The sequence below is a fragment of the Stenotrophomonas sp. B2 genome, assembly GCF_014947095.1.
Classification (GTDB): Bacteria; Pseudomonadota; Gammaproteobacteria; order Xanthomonadales; family Xanthomonadaceae; genus Stenotrophomonas; species Stenotrophomonas maltophilia_P.
On record NZ_JADCQA010000008.1, the window covers coordinates 94,453 to 113,648 of the forward strand.

General features: G+C 67.1%; 11 protein-coding genes. 7 read left to right on the plus strand and 4 right to left on the minus strand.

All coding sequences use genetic code 11. The features are described from left to right. Positions 1 to 36 precede the first annotated feature (36 nt). From IMX13_RS11365 to murD, 3 genes are all read left to right on the plus strand, one after another. A complete protein-coding gene (locus IMX13_RS11365; RefSeq protein WP_053516666.1) occupies positions 37 to 2,631 on the plus strand; it encodes a bifunctional aspartate kinase/diaminopimelate decarboxylase in 2,595 nt (864 codons plus the stop codon). Between the two features lie 76 nt (positions 2,632 to 2,707). Then, on the plus strand, positions 2,708 to 4,060 hold the full coding sequence (gene murL, locus IMX13_RS11370; RefSeq protein ID WP_193396390.1) for a UDP-N-acetyl-alpha-D-muramoyl-L-alanyl-L-glutamate epimerase: 1,353 nt from the start codon (positions 2,708 to 2,710) through the stop codon (positions 4,058 to 4,060). Further along, positions 4,041 to 5,450 carry a UDP-N-acetylmuramoyl-L-alanine--D-glutamate ligase gene (murD, locus tag IMX13_RS11375; protein WP_193396391.1) on the plus strand — a complete coding sequence of 470 codons (1,410 nt, stop codon included), beginning with the start codon at positions 4,041 to 4,043 and terminating at the stop codon, positions 5,448 to 5,450. Before murL ends, murD begins: the two co-directional genes overlap by 20 nt. Before the next feature lie 93 nt (positions 5,451 to 5,543). Here the strand turns inward: murD and IMX13_RS11380 are convergent, their stop codons facing one another. After that, a complete protein-coding gene (locus IMX13_RS11380; protein ID WP_193396392.1) occupies positions 5,544 to 6,134 on the minus strand; it encodes an SMI1/KNR4 family protein in 591 nt (196 codons plus the stop codon). A gap of 127 nt (positions 6,135 to 6,261) precedes the next feature. Here IMX13_RS11380 and IMX13_RS11385 point away from each other — a divergent pair, with 127 nt between their 5' ends. Continuing rightward, a complete protein-coding gene (locus IMX13_RS11385) occupies positions 6,262 to 7,053 on the plus strand; it encodes a dienelactone hydrolase family protein (protein ID WP_193396393.1) in 792 nt (263 codons plus the stop codon). A gap of 115 nt (positions 7,054 to 7,168) precedes the next feature. On the opposite strand, the gene IMX13_RS11390 is transcribed toward IMX13_RS11385, so the two are convergent. Next, a complete protein-coding gene (locus IMX13_RS11390; protein WP_065174563.1) occupies positions 7,169 to 8,167 on the minus strand; it encodes a polyprenyl synthetase family protein in 999 nt (332 codons plus the stop codon). 215 nt (positions 8,168 to 8,382) lie between these two features. Between IMX13_RS11390 and IMX13_RS11395 the strand changes: the two genes are divergently transcribed. Next, positions 8,383 to 9,996: an alpha-glucosidase family protein gene (locus tag IMX13_RS11395; protein WP_065174564.1), complete on the plus strand. Its 1,614-nt coding sequence runs from the start codon at positions 8,383 to 8,385 to the stop codon at positions 9,994 to 9,996. Positions 9,997 to 10,244: 248 nt separating this feature from the next. On the opposite strand, the gene IMX13_RS11400 is transcribed toward IMX13_RS11395, so the two are convergent. Together IMX13_RS11400 and IMX13_RS11405 are read right to left on the minus strand one after the other, a co-directional pair. Continuing rightward, positions 10,245 to 13,001, minus strand: a complete 2,757-nt coding sequence (locus IMX13_RS11400) for a TonB-dependent receptor (RefSeq protein ID WP_065174735.1) — start codon at positions 12,999 to 13,001, stop codon at positions 10,245 to 10,247. A gap of 225 nt (positions 13,002 to 13,226) precedes the next feature. After that, positions 13,227 to 15,281 (minus strand): glycoside hydrolase family 97 protein, encoded by a 2,055-nt coding sequence (locus IMX13_RS11405; RefSeq protein ID WP_193396394.1) that lies wholly within the window; start codon positions 15,279 to 15,281, stop codon positions 13,227 to 13,229. 237 nt (positions 15,282 to 15,518) lie between these two features. Between IMX13_RS11405 and IMX13_RS11410 the strand changes: the two genes are divergently transcribed. After that, the gene (locus IMX13_RS11410; RefSeq protein ID WP_193396395.1) at positions 15,519 to 17,711 is read left to right on the plus strand and encodes a Six-hairpin glycosidase-like protein; all 2,193 of its coding nucleotides are present in this window, start codon (positions 15,519 to 15,521) and stop codon (positions 17,709 to 17,711) included. Next, positions 17,708 to 19,195: an MFS transporter gene (locus IMX13_RS11415; protein ID WP_193396396.1), complete on the plus strand. Its 1,488-nt coding sequence runs from the start codon at positions 17,708 to 17,710 to the stop codon at positions 19,193 to 19,195. The genes IMX13_RS11410 and IMX13_RS11415 overlap by 4 nt, the downstream gene beginning before the upstream one ends. Position 19,196: the final 1 nt, after the last annotated feature.

Genomic DNA, 19,196 nt, shown 5'->3' on the forward strand with positions numbered 1-19,196 from the left:
CAGGGGCGGCTTCCCCACAATACACATAGCCAATCCATGTCAGCTTCCCCCCTTGTCGATCGTTGGATCGTACTGAAGTTCGGCGGCACCTCGGTGTCGCGTCGCCATCGCTGGGACACGATCGGGAAGCTGGCGAAAAAACGCGCGGAAGAGACCGGCTCGCGCGTGCTGGTGGTGGTTTCGGCACTGTCCGGAGTAACCAACGAGCTGACCGCGATCGCCGACGGCGCGGCGGACAGCCGTGATCGCGTCGCCGCGCTGGTCGAACGCCACGAGGCATTCCTGGTCGAGCTGGGCCTAGGCCGCGAAGTGCTGGCCGAGCGTCTGGCCGCCCTGCAGGGCCTGCTGGACGATCCGCGCGCGGCCACCCGACCGCTGGACTGGCAGGCCGACGTGCTGGGCCAGGGTGAACTGCTGTCCTCGACCGTGGGCGCTGCATACCTGCGCGCGTCCGGGCTGGACATGGGCTGGATGGATGCCCGGCACTGGCTGGATGCACTGCCGCCGCAGCCGAACCAGAGCGACTGGTCGCAACGCCTGTCGGTGAACTGCCAGTGGCGCTCGGATGCGGACTGGGCGCAGCGCTTCCGTGCGCAGCCGACCCGCCTTCTGATCACCCAGGGCTTCATTTCGCGGCACGCGGACGGTGGCACTGCCATCCTCGGCCGTGGCGGTTCGGACACCTCGGCGGCGTACTTCGGTGCGCTGCTCGGTGCCAGCCGGGTGGAAATCTGGACCGACGTGCCGGGCATGTTCAGCGCCAATCCCAAGGATGTGCCGGACGCGCGCCTGTTGACCCGCCTGGATTACTACGAGGCGCAGGAAATCGCCACCACGGGTGCCAAGGTGCTGCATCCGCGCTCGATCAAGCCGTGCCGCGATGCCGGTGTACCGATGGCGATCCTCGACACCGAGCGCCCCGAGCTTCCGGGTACCAGCATCGACGGCAATGCCGCGCCGGTACCGGGCGTGAAGGCGATCAGTCGTCGCAACGGCATCGTGCTGGTGTCGATGGAAGGCATCGGCATGTGGCAACAGGTCGGCTTCCTGGCCGATGTGTTCGCCCTGTTCAAGAAGCACGGCCTGTCGGTGGACCTGATCGGTTCGGCCGAAACCAATGTCACCGTGTCGCTGGATCCGTCGGAGAACCTGGTCAACACCGATGTGCTGGCCGCGCTGTCGGCCGACCTGTCGCAGGTGTGCAAGGTCAAGGTGATCGTGCCCTGTGCGGCAATCACCCTGGTCGGGCTGGGCATGCGCTCGCTGCTGCACAAGCTGTCGGATGTGTGGGCCACGTTCGGCCGTGAGCGCGTGCACATGATCTCGCAGTCGTCCAACGACCTGAACCTGACCTTCGTCATCGATGAGGCCGATGCCGATGGCCTGCTGCCGATCCTGCATGCGGAACTGATCGACAGCGGCGCCATGCCGGTGGAGGAAACCGAGGTGTTCGGCCCGCGCTGGCGCGAGATCGCCGGCACGGTTCGCCCGCGCGGCACGCCCTGGTGGCGCGGCCAGCGGGCACACCTGCTGCAGCTGGCCGACGCGGGAACCCCGCGCTACGTCTATCACCTGCCGACCGTGCGGGCGCGTGCCCGCGCGCTGGCTGCGATCAAGCCGATCGACCAGCGTTACTACGCGATCAAGGCCAACAGCCACCCGGCCATCCTGCAGTTGCTGGAGTCGGAGGGTTTCGGCCTGGAGTGCGTTTCGCATGGCGAGCTGAAGCATGTGTTCCAGCACCTGCCGGAACTTTCGCCCAGGCGTGTGCTGTTCACCCCCAGCTTCTGCCCGCGCAGTGAGTACGAGGCCGCGTTCGCACTGGGCGTGACCGTCACCGTCGACAACGTCGAAGCCCTGCAGCGCTGGCCGGACCTGTTCCGCAACCGCGAGCTGTGGTTGCGCGTGGACCTGGGGCGCGGCGAAGGCCACCACGCCAAGGTCCGCACCGGCGGCAAGGAGTCCAAGTTCGGCCTGCCGATCGCCCGCGTCGATGAGTTCGTCCGTGCCGCCACCGAACTGGGCAGCCGGGTGGTCGGCCTGCACGCCCACCTGGGCAGCGGCGTGGAAACCCCGCAGCATTGGCGCCTGATGTGCGATGAGCTGGCAGGCTTCGCCCGCCGCATCGGCAGCGTGCAGACGATCGACATCGGCGGTGGCCTGCCGATTCCGTACAGCGACGAGGACGAGCCCTTCGATCTGGACGCGTGGGCTGCCGGCCTGGCCGAGGTCAAGGCGCTGCACCCCGCATTCCGCCTGGCCATCGAGCCGGGGCGCTACCTGGTGGCCGAGTCCGGCGTGCTGCTGACCCATGCCACCCAGGTGGTGGAGAAGGACGGCGTGCGCCGCGTCGGCCTGGATGCCGGCATGAATACGCTGATGCGTCCGGCCCTGTACGACGCCTGGCACGACATCGAGAACCTCAGCCGCCAGGGCGGGTACGCCGAGGCGGCATTCGATGTCGTCGGCCCGATCTGCGAGTCCAGCGATGTGTTCGGCAAGCGGCGCAAGCTGCCGGTGTCCACCGCGCCGGACGACGTGATGCTGATTGCTGACGCTGGCGCCTATGGCTACGTGATGTCCAACACCTACAACCAGCGGGCGCTGCCGCGCGAGGATGTGATCGAGTGATCGCCCTGCGCGCGCTGCACCCGCCCACCGACACGCCCCGCGCCACCGCGCGGGTCCGTGCCTGACCGGATACACCATGACTGCTTTCGACAAACACCAGGTCTCCCGTTTCCGCTTCGTCCGCTGCGAATTTGCTGCGGACAGCGGCGTGGCACGGCTGGTCTATGCCTTCGATGATGGCCCCGAGATGGTGGAAACCATCACCGTTCCCGGCGCCCCGTTCATCCTCGACCCGGCGCGCGCCGCTGCCGTGCAGCGAGCGCTGCAGCTGCTGCACCTGATCGCCGGCGTCAGCTACTACAAGGCCGGCGTGCCGGAGATCGTCAGCATCGACAGCTACGCCATCGATGCCGATACCGCGGCGCTGGTGGAAGCGATCTACCTCAACGGCCTGGGCGAGTTCGCCTACCGCAACGGCCTCAACCTGCGTGGCCGCTTCCGCCTGCCGGTGCAGGGCGAGCCGGTGCAGGCACCGGAGGTGGGCCTGCAGCCGCATGCGCTGGTCGCCATCGGTGGCGGCAAGGATTCGCTGGTCAGCATCGAAGCGCTGCGACGGGCTGGTGTGGACGAGACGGTCACCTGGATCGGCGGTTCGCAGCTGATCCGTGCCTGCGCCGAACGCACCGGCCTGCCGACGCTGAACCTGGGCCGCGCGCTGGCGCCGGAGCTGTTCGAGCTCAACCGCCAAGGGGCGTGGAACGGCCATATCCCGGTGACCGCGGTGAACTCGGCGATCATGGTGCTGGCAGCCCTGCTGCAGGGCGTGGACCAGGTGGTGTTCTCCAACGAACGCTCGGCCAGCTACGGCAGCCAGATTCCGGGCACCGGCGAGGTGAACCACCAGTGGTCCAAGGGCTGGGCGTTCGAGCAGGCCTTCGGCAGCCATGTGCAGGCGCACGTGGCCGCAGACCTGCAGTACTACTCGCTGCTGCGACCGATGTCGGAACTGGCGGTGGCCCGCCAGTTTGCCAAGAGCGACTTCTACGACGCGCATTTCTCCAGCTGCAACCGCAACTTCCATATCCTCGGCGAGCGCCCCGTGAACCGCTGGTGCGGCGTCTGCCCGAAGTGCCATTTCGTGTTTCTGGCGCTGGCGCCGTTCATGCCCAAGACCCGCCTCGTGCGCATCTTCGGTCGCAATCTGCTGGACGATGTCGAGCAGGCCGGTGGCTTCGACGCGCTGCTGGAGTTCCAGGATCACAAGCCGTTCGAGTGCGTGGGCGAAGGTCGTGAATCGCGTGCAGCAATGGCGACCCTGGCGCAGCGACCGGAGTGGAAGGAAGATGCGCTGGTGAAGCGCTTCTGCAACGAGATCCAGCCGCAGCTCGACGCGGCCGAACTGGAGCTGGCGCCGATGCTGCAGCTGCAGGGCGAGCACCGCATTCCGGCTGCGCTGTGGGAACGGGTGCGTGAAGATTTCTCAGCTTGAAGGAAAGCGCGTCGCGCTGTGGGGCTGGGGGCGTGAGGGCCGTGCCGCATTCACGGTGCTGCGTGCACGCCTGCCGACGTTGCCGCTGAGCCTGTTCTGTCCGGCCGCCGAAGCCGATGCGGCGCGCGCGGAAACGCAGGGGTCACTGGAGGTGCGTGGCGAGCCTTCGGCCGAGGCGCTGGCCGCGTTCGACGTGGTGATCAAGTCACCCGGCATCAGTCCCTACCAGCCGATCGCGGTGGCCGCGGCGGCACGGGGCACGCGTTTCATCGGGGGCACCGCGCTCTGGTTCGCCGAGCATGCCGCTGACGACGGCATCGTCCATGACACCGTGTGCGTGACCGGTACCAAGGGCAAAAGCACCACCAGCGCGCTGGTCGCGCACCTGCTGCGTGCGGCCGGTCATCGCACCGGCCTGGTCGGCAACATCGGCCTGCCGCTGCTGGAAGTGCTGGACCCGCAGCCGGCGCCTGAGTATTGGGCGGTGGAACTGTCCAGCTACCAGACCGGCGAAGTGGCGCGCAGTGGCGCGCGACCGCAGGTGGCGGTGGTGCTGAACCTGTTCCCCGAACATCTGGACTGGCATGGCAGCGAACAGCGCTATATCGAGGACAAGCTGCAGCTGGTCACCGATGCCGCTCCGTGCATCGCCGTGCTCAATGCCGCCGATCCGCATCTGGCGGAACTGACGCTGCCGCACAGCCAGGTGGTCTGGTTCAACCAGCCGCAGGGTTGGCACATGCGTGGCGACATCGTGCATCGTGGCGAACAGGCGGTGTTCGATACACGCAATACGCCGCTGCCGGGCCGCCACAACCGCGGCAACCTGTGTGCGGTGCTGGCCGCGCTGGAAGCGCTGGGCCTGGACGCGGCGGCGCTGGCGCCGGCCGTGCAGGATTTCCGTCCGCTGCCCAACCGGCTGCAGCGCATCGGCGTGGCCGATGGGCTGACCTACATCAACGATTCGATCAGCACCACGCCGCACGCCAGTCTGGCGGCGCTGGAGTGCTTCAGCGGCCAGCGCATCGCGCTGCTGGTGGGCGGGCATGACCGCGGCCTGGACTGGACCGATTTCATGCAGCACATGGCGCACGATGTGCCGCCGGTGGAGATCGTGACCATGGGCAGCAACGGCCCGCGCATCCACGCGATGCTGCAGCCGCTGGCCGATGCAGGTCGATTCGGGCTGCATGCGGCCGTCGACCTGCCGGACGCCATGGCGCTGGCACGCGCTGCGCTGGGCGAGCAGGGCGGGGTGGTGCTGTTGTCGCCGGGCGCACCAAGTTTTGGGGCCTACCGCGATTACGTTGCGCGCGGACGTCACTTCGCCGAGCTGGCCGGATTCGATCCGGACAGCATCAGCGCGATTCCGGGCCTGGGCATCGCCTGAGGGGGTCGGATCCCTTTCCGCAGGAAAGGGCTCTGACCCCGGCGGGATCCCGGCCGGCAACCCACCGGCAAATTCATCCACGCAGGCGTGGATCTACGCTTCCTCGATGAACGCGTAGTCGCCGTCAATCAACTGCTGGAGATACGCATCGAAGCCGGGCGCGATGACCGCATAGCTGTCCGGATCATGCAGGTAGCGCACCACCTGGCCGACGGAGCCACCCGGTGCCGGGTCGAAATCCAGGTACAGCATCGAGGTGCCGCCGTTGTTCATGCAGTGCGAGAAGCACAGGCGGCGGCTCATCGGTACGTCGGCATCGATGCCGTCGCCGAGAATCTCCGGTTCGTCGTCCAGCCATTCTTCGTAGATCGAGCGGATGCTGTCGTCCCAGTGCCGGTGATCCTCGAAGATCTGTGCGACCGAGCGCAGGTAGTAGGGGTATCCGCCGCCTTCCACGTCCGAGCCGAGCATCAGCACGCAGACCTCGCCCTCGGGATACCGGCGGAAATGCGTGCCATCCACGCGCGACAGCAGCGCAACCAGACTGTCAGGTACCTGCAGCCACTGCGCACGCAGGCGTTGCAGGTCTCCGGCGCTGGCGCCCTGGACATGCGTCCATTGCGCAGCATCGTCGGCGGGCAGGCGCGGCATCAGGCCGGACAGGAATTGATCGACAAGGTTCATTCGCAAACAGGGGCTGGGCGGAATCAGGGCGTATCCAACCACACCTGCGTCACGCCGCCAATGCAGAATGCGGACGGGAGGGGGACATCAGGCGACCCCTCTGTTTCCTTTTCTCTGGAGCAGGCGCATGAATGCATGGCGTTGCGGTGTGGCGATGGTCCTGGGTCTGGCGGCGCTGCCGGCGTGGGCGGCGATGAAGACCCAGCCGGTGGAGTGGACGCACCAGGGCACGACCTTCAGCGGGGTGCTGGTCTATGACGACGGGGACAGTGACAAGCGCCCCGGACTGGTGATGGTGCCGAACTGGAAGGGTGTGAACGAATCGGCGGTCGAGAAGGCCAAGCAGCTGGCCGGCGATGATTACGTGGTGCTGGTGGCCGATGTCTATGGCAAGGGTGTGCGGCCGAAGACCGATGCCGAGGCAGGGCCGGTCGCCACCGCGTTGCGCAACGACCGGCCGCTGCTGCGTGCGCGTGCGCTGGAGGCGGTGAATGTGCTCAAGGCACAGGCCGGCAAGGTGCCGCTGGATGCCAGCCGCATCGGTGCGGTCGGCTTCTGCTTCGGCGGTACCACCGTTCTGGAGCTGGCCCGCGCGGGCGCGCCGCTGGCCGGCGTGGTCAGCCTGCATGGTGGGCTGGGCTCGCCGCTGCCGGCGCAGGCCGGTGGAGCGCATCCCTCGGTGCTGGTACTCAATGGTGCCGATGACAGGAGCGTGACCGCGGCCGACATCGCCAGCTTCCAGAACGAGATGAATGCCGCCAAGGTCGACTGGGAGTTCACCAACTACAGCGGTGCCGTGCATTGCTTTGCCGAGCGTGATGCCAACAATCCGCCGGGGTGCCAGTACAACGAACGGGCGGCGAAGCGCGCGTGGAAGGCACTGAATGAGTTCTTCGAGGAGCGCTTCGAGAAGCGCTGAGGCACCGGGTTCGCCGGGCCATGCCCGGCGAGCGCAGCGGCATCAGGTAGCGCCGGGCCATGCCCGGCGAGCGAAGCGGCACCCGGTAGCGCCGGGCCATGCCCGGCGAGCGCGGTCAATGCGTGCGCTGCACCGCGTAGCGGGCCAGTCCACGCAGAGCGGCGACGGCATCATTGTCGCCCAGCCCGTCGAGCGCACGCTCGGCGCGCTCTGCGTATTCCTCGGCCCGGCGGCGACTGTAGTCCAGGCCGCCGGTGGCGTGGATCGCGGCCAGCACTTCCGGCATTGCCGACGCATCGCCTTCCTGCACGATGGTGCGCAGGCGCTCGCGGGTGGCGTCGTCGGAGTGGGCCATGGCATGGATCAGCGGCAGCGTTGCCTTGCCTTCGGCGAGGTCGTCGCCCAGATTCTTGCCCAGCTCCTCGGCGTTGGCCGAGTAATCCAGCACGTCATCGGCGATCTGGAAGGCGTAGCCCAGATGCATGCCGTAGTCGTACAGCGCCTGCTGGGTGGCTTCGTCCACGCCGCTGGCCAGCGCGCCCAGGCGGGTGCCGGCAGCGAACAGCACGGCGGTCTTGCGCTCGATCACGCGCAGGTAGGCCGCTTCGTCGGTATCCGGGTTATGCACGTGCAGCAGCTGCAGCACTTCGCCTTCGGCGATGCGATTGGTGGTGTCGGCCAGGATCCGCATCACCGGCATGCGGTCCAGCTCGACCATCAGCTGGAAACTGCGCGAGTACAGGAAGTCGCCAACCAGCACGCTCGGTGCGTTGCCCCACAGGGCATTGGCGGTGCTGCGGCCGCGCCGCAGGCTGGATTCGTCCACTACGTCATCGTGCAGCAGGGTGGAGGTGTGGATGAACTCGATGATCGCCGCCAGCTGGTGGTGCTCGGGGCCGGCATGGCCGACCGCATGACCGGCCAGCATCACCAGCATCGGCCGCAGGCGCTTGCCGCCGGCGGAAATGATGTGGTCCGCGATCTGGTTGATCAGCACGACGTCCGAGGACAGCCGGCGCCGGATCAGGGCGTCGACGGCGGCCATGTCGGCCGCAGCAAGCGACTGGATCTGGGGCAGGCCCAGGGCGGGGCGGGTGTCTTCGGTGATGGTCATGCGATCAGGCTTTCAGGCTCGTCGATGATTATAGGCGCTGCCCGTGAATTCGGGCGCAAACCGGCCTGCGGGTCTGATCGCCCCGGCCGTCCGTGACTGCCTGGCGTGAATACGTATGCAGGTGGCGCCATCCCCGGGGAGGCACCGCTAAGCTTGCGGGACTTGGTTTTCGGCCCGCTTCCGGCGGGTCCCGCATGCCCGGAGGGGGGCTGTCGATGTCGCACTATCCATGGTGGCGCGGAGCCGTCATCTACCAGATCTATCCGCGCAGTTTCCTTGACGCCAACGGCGACGGGGTCGGTGACCTGCCAGGGATCATCCAGCGCCTGGACCACATCGCCACGCTGGGTGTGGATGCCATCTGGATCTCGCCGTTCTTCAAGTCGCCGATGGCCGACTTCGGCTATGACATCGCCGATTACCGCGACGTCGACCCGCTGTTCGGCAGTCTGGAGGACTTCGACCGCCTGCTGGCCAAGGCCCACGGCCTGGGGCTGAAGGTGATGATCGACCAGGTCCTCAGCCATACGTCGATTGAGCACGCGTGGTTCCGCGAGAGCCGCCAGGATCGCAGCAATCCGAAGGCCGACTGGTACGTCTGGGCCGACCCGCGTGAGGACGGCACGCCGCCCAACAACTGGCTGTCGCTGTTCGGCGGCTGCGCCTGGCAGTGGGAACCGCGCCGCGAACAGTACTATCTGCACAATTTCCTGGTCGACCAGCCGGACCTGAACTTCCACAACCCGCAGGTGCAGCAGGCCACGCTGGACAACGTGCGGTTCTGGCTGGACCGTGGCGTGGATGGCTTCCGCCTGGATGCGATCAACTTCTGCTTCCATGACGCGCAGCTGCGCGACAACCCGGCCAAGCCCGCTGACAAGCGCGTTGGCCGCGGCTTCAGCCCGGACAACCCGTACGCATACCAGTACCACTACTTCAACAACACGCAGCCGGAGAACCTGCCGTTCCTGGAGCGGCTGCGCGCGCTGCTCGACCAGTACCCCGGTGCGGTCAGCCTGGGCGAGATCTCCTCGGAGGATTCGCTGGCCACCACCGCCGAGTACACCCGCGATGGCCGCCTGCACATGGGTTACAGCTTTGAACTGCTGGTGGACGACTACAGCGCGGCCTACATCCGCGAGACTGTCTCGCGCCTGGAAGCCGCGATGACTGAAGGCTGGCCGTGCTGGGCGGTGTCCAATCACGATGTGGAGCGCGCGGTCACCCGCTGGGGCGGCCATCCGGCCGATCCGCGCCTGGCGCGCATGCTGGTGGCGCTGCTGAGTTGCCTGCGCGGCTCGGTCTGCCTGTACCAGGGCGAGGAACTGGGCCTGGCCGAGGCCGAGGTGCCGTTCGAGGCGCTGCAGGATCCCTACGGCATCACCTTCTGGCCGAACTTCAAGGGCCGCGATGGCTGCCGCACTCCGATGCCGTGGACGGATGCGCCACTGGCCGGTTTCACTACCGGCCAGCCGTGGTTGCCGATTCCGGCCGGGCACCGGGCAGCGGCCGTCGCGGTGCAGGACGCTGACCCGCAGTCGGTGCTGGCGGCCTTCCGGGCATTCCTGGGCTGGCGTCGCCATCAGCCCGTCCTGCAGCATGGCAGCATCCGGTTCCTTGACAGCAGTGAGCCAGTGCTGCTGTTCGAGCGTATGCTTGCAGATGAAACCCTCCTGCTGGCCTTCAACCTGTCGGGCGAGGCGGTGACCCATCCGCTGCCGGCCGGCCGTTGGCAGCAGATGGATGTGCCGGGCCCGGATGCGGGCACGGTGCAGGGTGGCGAACTCCAGCTGCCGCCGCGTGCGGTGTTCTGCGCACGACGCAGCTGATCGATTTCTCCGGTGGCGGTACTTGCGGGGACGGGGCCGAAGCGCCCCGTCCCTTTTTTATGGGCGGTGCCGTGGCTGGCGGGTCGCGCCCAAAAGAAAACCCGCTGCAGATGCGCAGCGGGTTTCCGGTCATGCCTGCGGTCCTCGCCGCCGGGCATGGCCCGGCGCTACCGATGGAGCGGTTGCCGGGCAGCGTCCGGCATTCGATGGGCGGTTGCCGGCCTGGGGCCGGCATTGCCCGGTGAGGGTCAGAACTTGTAGTTCACGCCCAGCACGTAGGTTCGACCCCACTCGATGTATTCCAGCGGGCGATCCTTGGTGCCAGCGTAGGTGCGGTACGGCTCGTTGGTCAGGTTGCTTCCCTGCAGCAGCAGGGTCAGCCCGCGCAGGGCGCTGCTGTCGCTGAAGGTGTAGCTGATCTGCGCATCGGTCACGTTCTCGCCCACCACATAACGCAGGGTGCGGTTGCCGTTGAAGTTGCCGATTTCACCGATGAAGTCCGAACGACGGCGCTGGCTCACGCGGGCCTCGAAACCATTGCGCTCGAAGTACGCGGTGAAGTTGTACACACGCTTGGACAGGCCCGGCAGGCTGATGGGATCGGTACCCACGCTGGAGGCGCTTTCCGGGTCGAGGATCTTGATGTCGCTGTCGTTGAACGTGGCACTGGCCTGCACGCCGAAGCCGCGCAGGCTGTCGGTGAGCATCTCCAGCGGGAACGAACCGGTCAGCTCAAGGCCGCGCAGGGTACCGCCCTCACCGTTCACCGGCGTGGAGAAGGTGCCGGTCGGCAGCACGGGCACCACCATGCCCGGCGGCGGCACGTAGTTGCCGAGCAGCCCGCTGAAGTCGTAGTTGTCCACCGACTGCGTGTAGACGTAGCTCTTCAGGTCCTTGTAGAAGATCGCCGCAGCGACGTAGGCCTTCTCGCCGAAGTACTTCTCATAGGACAGATCCAGCGCGGTGGCGCGCCACGGGTCCAGCCGCGGATTGCCGCCGCTGCCGCCGGGGCGGCCGGTGGAGGTATCCACGCCGAACTCCAGGCCGGCGCGCATCTGGTCCACGCGTGGGCGCGCGACCTGCTTGGCTGCCGCGAAGCGCAGGGTCTGTTCGTGCGGGAACATGAAGGCCAGATTCAGGCTCGGCAGCCAGTCGTTGTACTTGCGGCCGTCGGAGTAGGGCTGCACGTTGCTGCCGGCGGGCTGCGACGCGTCCCAGTAGCGGGAGTCCGAACTCTGATCGGTGCGCTGCATCTGCACGCCGATGTTGCCGCGCACGCCGACAACGCCGATGTCGGTGTTGATGTTCAGGCGCGCCCAGGCGGTGGTGATCTTCTCCTGCACCGTCCACGACTTGGGAATCAGGTAGTCCAGGTTGTCGACCGGATCGAAGGTCATGTAGCGGGCGACCGCCGCCGGCACGTTCCAGGCCGGGATGGTACCGAGGCCGGCAAAGCCCAGGTTCACCGGGTCGTACTGCAGGTCCGCCGCGATGTTGGCATCGCCCTGGGCACCGAGCAGGATGTTGCCCTCGGACTGGGTCTTGACCTTGCGGCGATCGGCATAGTTCACGCCGATGTCCAGGTCCGGTGCCCACGACGCCATCGCTTCGGGCAGGGCGATGGTCGCCGCCAGCTTGCCGCCCTTCAGGCGATCTTCCACCTTCGGCACCTTGCCGTAGCCGGACCCATAGATGGTATTGGTCAGGAACAGGGCATCGGGATTGGAGTAGTTCAGCCCCGGGCTGATCTGCGAGAAGCCGTTCTGACGGATCTGCACGCCGACCGTATCCAGCTGCGGCATGGGTGTGAGCTGCAGATTGTTCTCCAGGTTCAGCTCGTCACGCGTGGCCTTGGAGTAGTTCAGGTCGGCGACCAGCTTGACGCTGCCGAAGTTGAATTCGTTGTTCCAGCCGAACGCGTCGATCTTGTCCTTGCGCTTGTTGTACATGCCGCGCACCAGCGGGTACACGCCGCTGGCGGTACCGCCGGTGAAGGTGCCATCGGCGTTGATCTGCGGATTGCTGATCAGCAGGCCCGGCAGGTAATTGCCGTTGTAGTTGCTGAGGTTCAGTTCGAACTGGTTGGCGGTGTCGATCTGCTCGGCTTCGGTGTGGAACGCATCGAAGGTGCTGCTCCAGCTGTTGTTGGGCCGGAACTGGATCGTGGCCATCACGCCATCGCGCTTGTTGTTGCCGGTACGGCGCAGCGCCTTGATGCCGTCGGAGAAATAGGTGCCTGCAGCAACGCCGGGACGTTTTCCGTCCGTGGTGTATTGGGTGGTCCACGGCTCGTACAGGCCGACCTGGTTTTCCTGGATCGGGTTGTCGCTGTGCGCGTAACCGATGGCGATGCCCAGGGTCTTGTCGAAGAACTGGTCGATGTAGCTGGCGCTGAAGCGGTTGCCGAACTCATCGACGTTGGCCGCATCGCCGAGCGAGCTCTTCTGCAGGCGCCCGCTGACGGCGATCACCCGGTCGGGGAAGCTGAGCGGACGGGCGGTCTGCATGTCGATGGTGCCCGACAGGCCCTGGCCGACCAGTGCCGCATCGGGCGTCTTGTACACCGTCACGCCGTTGACCAGCTCGGATGGATACTGGTCGAACTCGACGCCACGGTTGTCGCCGGTGCTGACGACCTCACGGCCGTTGAGCAGGGTGGTGGCGAAGTCCGGGGACAGGCCGCGCACGCTGATCACCTGTGCACGCCCGGCGACGCGCTGCGCGGCCAGGCCGGGCAGGCGCGAGATGGATTCGGCAATGCTGACGTCGGGCAGCTTGCCGATGTCCTCGGCGGAGATCGCTTCCACCACCGAGGTGGCGTCCTGCTTGATCGCGATCGCGTTCTCGATGCCGCGGCGGATACCGGTGACCTGCACCGTATCCAGGTTGGTGGCGGCGGTGCCGGCCGGCGTGGTGGTGCTCTGCGTGGTCTGTGCCGCCGCCAGTGACGGCGCCAGGACAACGGCCAGCGCGATGCTCAGCGCGCTGCGCTTGTGGTTCAACATTTTCCCCTCCCAGGCAATGTTGTTGTTCATTTCGAGGTCGTTCCGGCAACGCCGTGAACGTGCGACGCGGTGGCCGCTGTCGTCGCCGCTATGGTAGGCAGCGGGTTCTCCGCGGGAATCACCCTGCATACGTATTCAATGACGTTTGCAGGGTTGTAATCGCTTTCAGATCCCCGCCACGGTAGCGCCGGGCCATGCCCGGCGAACGTCACGCGGGGGCATTCATCACTCCAATGGCGTGAACCGAATGGCCTGCCCGCCGCCCGGCGCCAGCATCAGGGTCAGTGCATCGGCGCTGGTCACTTCACGCGTCTGCCGCGTGAACGCGAACGGATTGCTGCGGTAGTCCGCACCGTCGCCATCGCGATAGATTTCCGCGCGGTAGCGCACGCCCGGCTCCAGGAAGCCCAGCGACACCGGCAGCACGCGGCCATGCTCGTCGGTGATGCTGCCCAGGAACCAGTCACGGCTGTTGCGGTCGCGGCGCACGATCGTCACGTAGTCGCCCACTTCACCATCGAGCACGCGGCTCTGCTCCCAGTCCACCGCCACGTCTTCGATGAAGCGGAACGCCTCCCGATGCTGCAGGTAGTGTTCGGGCAGATCGGCGGCCATCTGGATCGGGCTGTACAGCACCACGTACAGCGCCAGCTGACGGGCCAGGGTACTGGGGATGGCTTGGCCGTGGCGGCCCTTCAGGCTGAGGATGCCGGGGGTGTAATCCATCGGTCCGGCCAGCATCCGGGTGAACACCAGATTGACTTCGTGTTCGGGCGGGTTCGGCGGCTGGCCCCATGCGTTGTACTCCATGCCGCGCGCGCCTTCGCGGGAGATCCAGTTGGGATAGGTGCGGCGCAGGCCGGTGTCCTTGATCGGCTCGTGCGGATTCACCGACAGGTGCCGGCGCGCGGCTTCCTGCACGACATGCAGGTGGTGGCGCGCCATGAACTGGCCGTCGTGCCACTCTCGCCACAGCGGGCCACCCGACGGGTTGCGGCGGTCGACCTGGCCGTCGTCGCAGACGTAGCCGGTCTTGAACTGGTCCACGCCCAGCCGCGCATACAGGTCCAGCGCGGCGTCGAGCTGCGCCTCATAGTGTTCGATGGCACAGCCGGTTTCATGGTGGCCGATCAGGTGCACGCCCTTCTTCAGTCCATATGCCGAAAGCGCTTCAATGTCGAAATCGGGCGTGGCGCGAGTGAAGTCGAAGTCGTAGCCATTGCCCACCCACATGCCGTCCCAGCCGGGATTCCAGCCCTCCACCAGGACGCCACGGAAGCCGTGCGCGGCGGCGAAATCGATCACCCTCCTGGTCTTGGCGGTGGTCGCCGCATGCTTCGGTCCGGTCGCCCAGCTTTCGTTGTCCAGGTGCATCGACCACCACACGCCCAGGTACTTGGCCGGCTTCACCCAGCTCACATCGCCCAGTGCATTGGGCTCGTTGAGATTGAGGATCAGGTCGGACTCGACCAGGCCGCCGGCGCGGTCGGCGATCTGCAGCGTGCGCCAGGGCGTGACGAAGGGCAGGGCACGGCGCACCTTCCACCCTTCGGCCGAGGGCGAGAGCTGCGCGCTCAGGCGCTGGCCTTCGGTGCGGCGCAGCCACATGCCGGCGTAGTCCACCAGCGCAGCCTCATGGATCGCAACGTGCAGGCCATCGCGGCTGCGCAGCGTCATCGGCGTGTGCACCAGCGGGATCTCGCGCAGCGGCGTGCGCTGGTAGAGATACTCGTAGTGGATCGGTTCGCCGGCGGGGATCCACCATGCTGTGGAGTCTGCCGCGATGGCAAATTCGGTCAGCTCGTCGTCGATGATCGCTTCGCGCAGGTTCGGTTGCTCAGGGAACACATAGCGGAAGCCCAGGCCGTCGTCGTAGACGCGGAACACCACATCCAGCCGGCGCTTGCTGCTGGTGGTTTCGGCCAACTGCACGGTCAGCTCGTTGAAGTGGTTGCGGGTGAGGCGGCGTTCCCCCCACGGCTGTTCCCACGTCTCATCGACGCTGCGTCGTTGCTGCCCGAGCAGGATGAAATCCCGGTCCAGGCGGCCATCGCGCAGTTCGAAGCCAAGCCTGGAATCCTCCACTACGGCTTCACCGAAGCGCTCCACCCGGTAGCGGGCGGTGCCGCCGTCCAGCACCAGGCTGACCTTGAGCACGCCGCCGGGCGATTGGACGCTGGTGATCTGCGGGGCGGCCTGCGCCAGCGTGGCCAGGCCCAGCAGCGCAACGCCCATGATTCGCGCGAACACCGCACGTACAACACTGGATGACATCGGCATTTCCCCTCCCAAGGCGCCGTTGGCAGACCCGGACCATAAGCCAGCCCGGCGGGCGTACTGCCGCGTCGGTGCATGAATACGTATGCAGCTGGACGCAGGCGACAGCCCCGCGTCTACCATGGGCCCAAGGCACCTTGAGGGAGGCGCCGCGCCCGCGCGCCGGTCACGGCTGCGCGGACCTATAAACGGTGCAGAGAGGGAGGGAGGTCGACGGGCGCAAGCCGGTCTGCCGCTTCGATGCTGAAGATCATTTGCCTGACCGCTGCCCTGGGGGCAGCGCTGGGGACGACCGCGCATGCGGCCGACCTGGAATTCGACGGCCGCCATGCGCGTGCCGAAGCGGCTGCCAAGGGCAGCTTCGTGCTGCACACGCCGAACGGCGCTGTGCCGATTGCCGCCGCGCCGATGCGCAGCCAGACCGGAAGCGTGATGTTCGACGCGCTGTTCGCGCTGGCCCAGCAGGAGATGGCGCAGGACCGGGTCGATGCGATCCGCGACCCCGCCTTTGACGAAGGGCGGCCGGTGCCATGCGACTGCTTCCAGACCGGCGCCCGCTGGCCCTACGTGTGGACCCGAGATGTCAGCTTCGCCGCCGACCTGGCGTTGGCGCGGCTGGATCCGCAGCGCACGCGTCAGTCGTTGCAGTTCAAGTTGTCGGCTGCCCGCGATGGGCGCACGCCCGGCCTGTTCGTCGCGCAGGATACCGGCTCCGGCGGCAGCTGGCCGATCAGCAGCGACCGTGTGGTGTGGTTCCTGGCCGCACGCCACCTGCTGGATGATCCTGCTTTTGCCGAACAGGTCTGGCAGGCGCTGCAGGGCACGCTGGCGCAGGACCGGGCGATGGTGTTCGACCCACAGATGGGCCTCTATCGCGGCGAAACCTCGTTCCTCGACTGGCGTGAACAGACGTATCCGGACTGGACCCGGGAGAACGTGCGCTTCATCGGTGATTCCTACGCGCTGTCCACCAACGTCCTGCACTACCAGGCACTGCGGCTGGCAGAGCAGATGGCCGCGCAGCGGGGCGATGATCGCCGTGCGCAGTACAAGGCGTGGGCCGATGAACTGGCGGTACGGATCGATGCGCGCTTCTGGCGCGACGACATGGGCCAGTACATGAGCTACATCGGTGAGGCGGCGCATCCGGTGCCCTACGCCAAGGTCGACCTGCTGGGCCTGTCGCTGGGCATCCTGGCCGACGTGCTGCCCGAGGCGCGGGCGCGCCGCGCGCTGGCGAACTACCCGATGGGGCCGGCCGGCAGCCCGGTGGTGTGGCCACAGGAAGCCCAGCAGCCGATCTACCACAACCGTGCGATCTGGCCGTTCGTCAGTGCGTATTCGCTGCGTGCTGCGCGACAGCTGGACGACGCGCCGCGCATCGCCGCCGAGATCCGCTCGCTGATGCAGGGGGCGGCACTGGCTGGTTCCAACATGGAAAACTACGAGCTGGTCAGCCAGGCCGTGCATGTGGACGAAGGCGCGCTGAGCGGGCCGGTGGTCAATTCAGAGCGCCAGCTGTGGTCGGTGGCCGGCTATCTGGCCATGGTCACCGAAGGCGTGTTCGGCGTGCAGGACGATGGCCGCGTGCAGCCCAAGCTGCCGGCCGCGCTGGTGCCGGAACTGTTCGGCACACATCCCCGTATCACGTTGGAAGCCAACGGCAAGCGCTATGTGCTGGAGCGCCCGCAGAACGTGGGCGATGGCCTGCTGGTGGCCGGCAGAACCACCATGCGTGGCAGCACCACCACGGTGCAGCTGGTCGCCGCCCCGGCGGCAACCGGTTTCGCTGTCACGACCGCGGATGCCAACGTGCGTGCGCCGGCCACGCCGGTTGCGCCGCAGGCCCTGCGCAAGGGCGCGGGCTGGAACGTTCCGGTGGCAGCCGATCAGGTGCTGTGGAAGGACGGCAAGGCGGTCACCGACAGCAACGGCGTGGCGCGCATCAGCGACGATGGCCTACAGCATTGCCTCAGCCTGACCCGGCGCGAAGGCACGTTGGAATCGCTGCACAGCCCGATGCTCTGCGTCGGTCCGCAGCAGGTGCTGAAGGGCGAGGAACGCTGGCAGTTCACCTCGGCCAAGGCCGGGCAGGTGCGCCTGCGCCTGCAGTACCGCAACCCGAACGGGCCGATCAACACCGGCGTCACGGCTGCGGTCAAGCAACTGGTGCTGCAGTGCCCGGGCCAGCCATTGCAGCGGCATACGGTTGCGATGCCGCACAGCGTGGCCGTGCAGGACTCGACCTCGGCAACGTTCGCTGTGCCCAAGGGGCCGTGCACGGTCGTGCTTGAAGAAGGCTTCAACATGAGCGCGCTGCAGCATTTCGCGCACTACACCGGCGGAAAGGGCGGGCGCGAAGGCGTGCTCAACCAGGCGCAGGTGAAGGCGCTGACGCTGGCGCCGGTCGCCACGGCGGAGGACGCACGATGAACCGCCCTGCCAAACCGCAGCTGTCGTTCTGGCAGATCTGGAACATGTGTTTCGGCTTCCTCGGCATCCAGTTCGGTTTTGCCCTGCAGAACGCCAATGCCAGCCGCATCTTCGAGACGCTTGGCGCGGACATGGAGTCGGTGCCCGGGCTGTGGATCGCCGCACCGTTGACCGGCCTGCTGGTGCAACCGGTGATCGGTTATCTCTCCGACCGCACGTGGACGCGCTGGGGCCGGCGTCGCCCGTTCTTCATGATCGGTGCGGTGCTGACCACGCTGGCCCTGCTGGTCATGCCCAACTCGCCTGCGTTGTGGATCGCGGCGGGCACGTTGTGGGTGCTGGACGCCTCGATCAACGTGTCGATGGAGCCGTTCCGTGCCTTCGTGGGCGACCAGCTGGCACCGCGCCAGCGACCGGCCGGTTACGCGATGCAGAGCTTCTTCATCGGTGTCGGTGCCATCGTTGCCAGCTTCCTGCCGTTCATCCTGGCCCACTTCGGCGTGGCCAACACAGCCGCTGCCGGCGAGGTGCCGGATACGGTGCGCTATGCGTTCTATTTCGGTGCGGCAGTGCTGCTGGCGGCGATCACCTGGACCGTGGTCAGTACCCGCGAGTATTCACCGGCAGAACTGGCCGGGTTCGATGACGCCGAGCCGCCGGCGCACCATGCCGCCGCCGCTGCGAGTGGCCCCGCACCGTGGGCGCAGGTGGCGTTGTGGCTGGGGGCGGGCGTGCTGCTGGCCGCTGTGATCGCCGCGCGCCAGGGCGACAGGATGCTCTACGTGCTGGCGGGTCTCTGCGCGGGCTATGGTGTGCTTCTTGCGCTGGCCCGTACGCTGCCGCAGGCGCACATGCTGGCGGCGATCGTGGGTGATCTGCGGGCGATGCCGGTGACCATGCGCCGGTTGGCCTGGGTGCAGTTCTTCTCGTGGTTTGCGTTGTTTGCGATGTGGATCTACACCACCGCAGCGGTGGCCGGCACGCATTTCGGCTCCACCGACCCGCAGTCGGCGGCGTACAACGAGGGTGCCAACTGGGTCGGTGTGCTGTTCGGCGCCTACAACGGCTTCGCCGCACTGGCCGCCTTGCTGATCCCGCCGATGGTGCGCGCCATCGGCCTGCGCTGGAGCCACCTGGTGAACCTGTGGCTCGGCGGGCTGGGCCTGATCTCGCTGATGTTCATCAAGGATCCCACCTGGCTGCTGCTGTCCATGGCCGGCGTCGGCTTCGCCTGGGCCTCGATCCTGTCGCTGCCGTACGCCCTGCTGTCCGACAGCGTGCCGGCGGCGAAGATGGGCATCTACATGGGCCTGTTCAATTTCTTCATCGTCATTCCGCAGCTGGTCGCGGCCAGCGGGCTGGGCTTCGCACTGCGCGAGTGGCTGGGCGGAAATCCCCTGCACGTGCTGGTGCTGGGTGGAGTGAGTCTGTTCATTGCCGGGCTGTGCGTGCTTCGCGTGCCGGCCCATCAGGAGAGTGCGTGAT

Excerpts from the sequence above, each read along its gene's own strand:
- IMX13_RS11365 (WP_053516666.1), top strand. The coding sequence starts at position 37 with ATGTCAGCTTCCCCCCTTGTCGATCGTTGGATCGTACTGAAGTTCGGC.
- murL (WP_193396390.1), top strand. The coding sequence starts at position 2,708 with ATGACTGCTTTCGACAAACACCAGGTCTCCCGTTTCCGCTTCGTCCGC.
- IMX13_RS11380 (WP_193396392.1), bottom strand. The coding sequence starts at position 6,134 with ATGAACCTTGTCGATCAATTCCTGTCCGGCCTGATGCCGCGCCTGCCC.
- IMX13_RS11385 (WP_193396393.1), top strand. The coding sequence starts at position 6,262 with ATGAATGCATGGCGTTGCGGTGTGGCGATGGTCCTGGGTCTGGCGGCG.
- IMX13_RS11390 (WP_065174563.1), bottom strand. The coding sequence starts at position 8,167 with ATGACCATCACCGAAGACACCCGCCCCGCCCTGGGCCTGCCCCAGATC.
- IMX13_RS11395 (WP_065174564.1), top strand. The coding sequence starts at position 8,383 with ATGTCGCACTATCCATGGTGGCGCGGAGCCGTCATCTACCAGATCTAT.
- IMX13_RS11400 (WP_065174735.1), bottom strand. The coding sequence starts at position 13,001 with ATGTTGAACCACAAGCGCAGCGCGCTGAGCATCGCGCTGGCCGTTGTC.
- IMX13_RS11405 (WP_193396394.1), bottom strand. The coding sequence starts at position 15,281 with ATGCCGATGTCATCCAGTGTTGTACGTGCGGTGTTCGCGCGAATCATG.
- IMX13_RS11410 (WP_193396395.1), top strand. The coding sequence starts at position 15,519 with ATGCTGAAGATCATTTGCCTGACCGCTGCCCTGGGGGCAGCGCTGGGG.
- IMX13_RS11415 (WP_193396396.1), top strand. The coding sequence starts at position 17,708 with ATGAACCGCCCTGCCAAACCGCAGCTGTCGTTCTGGCAGATCTGGAAC.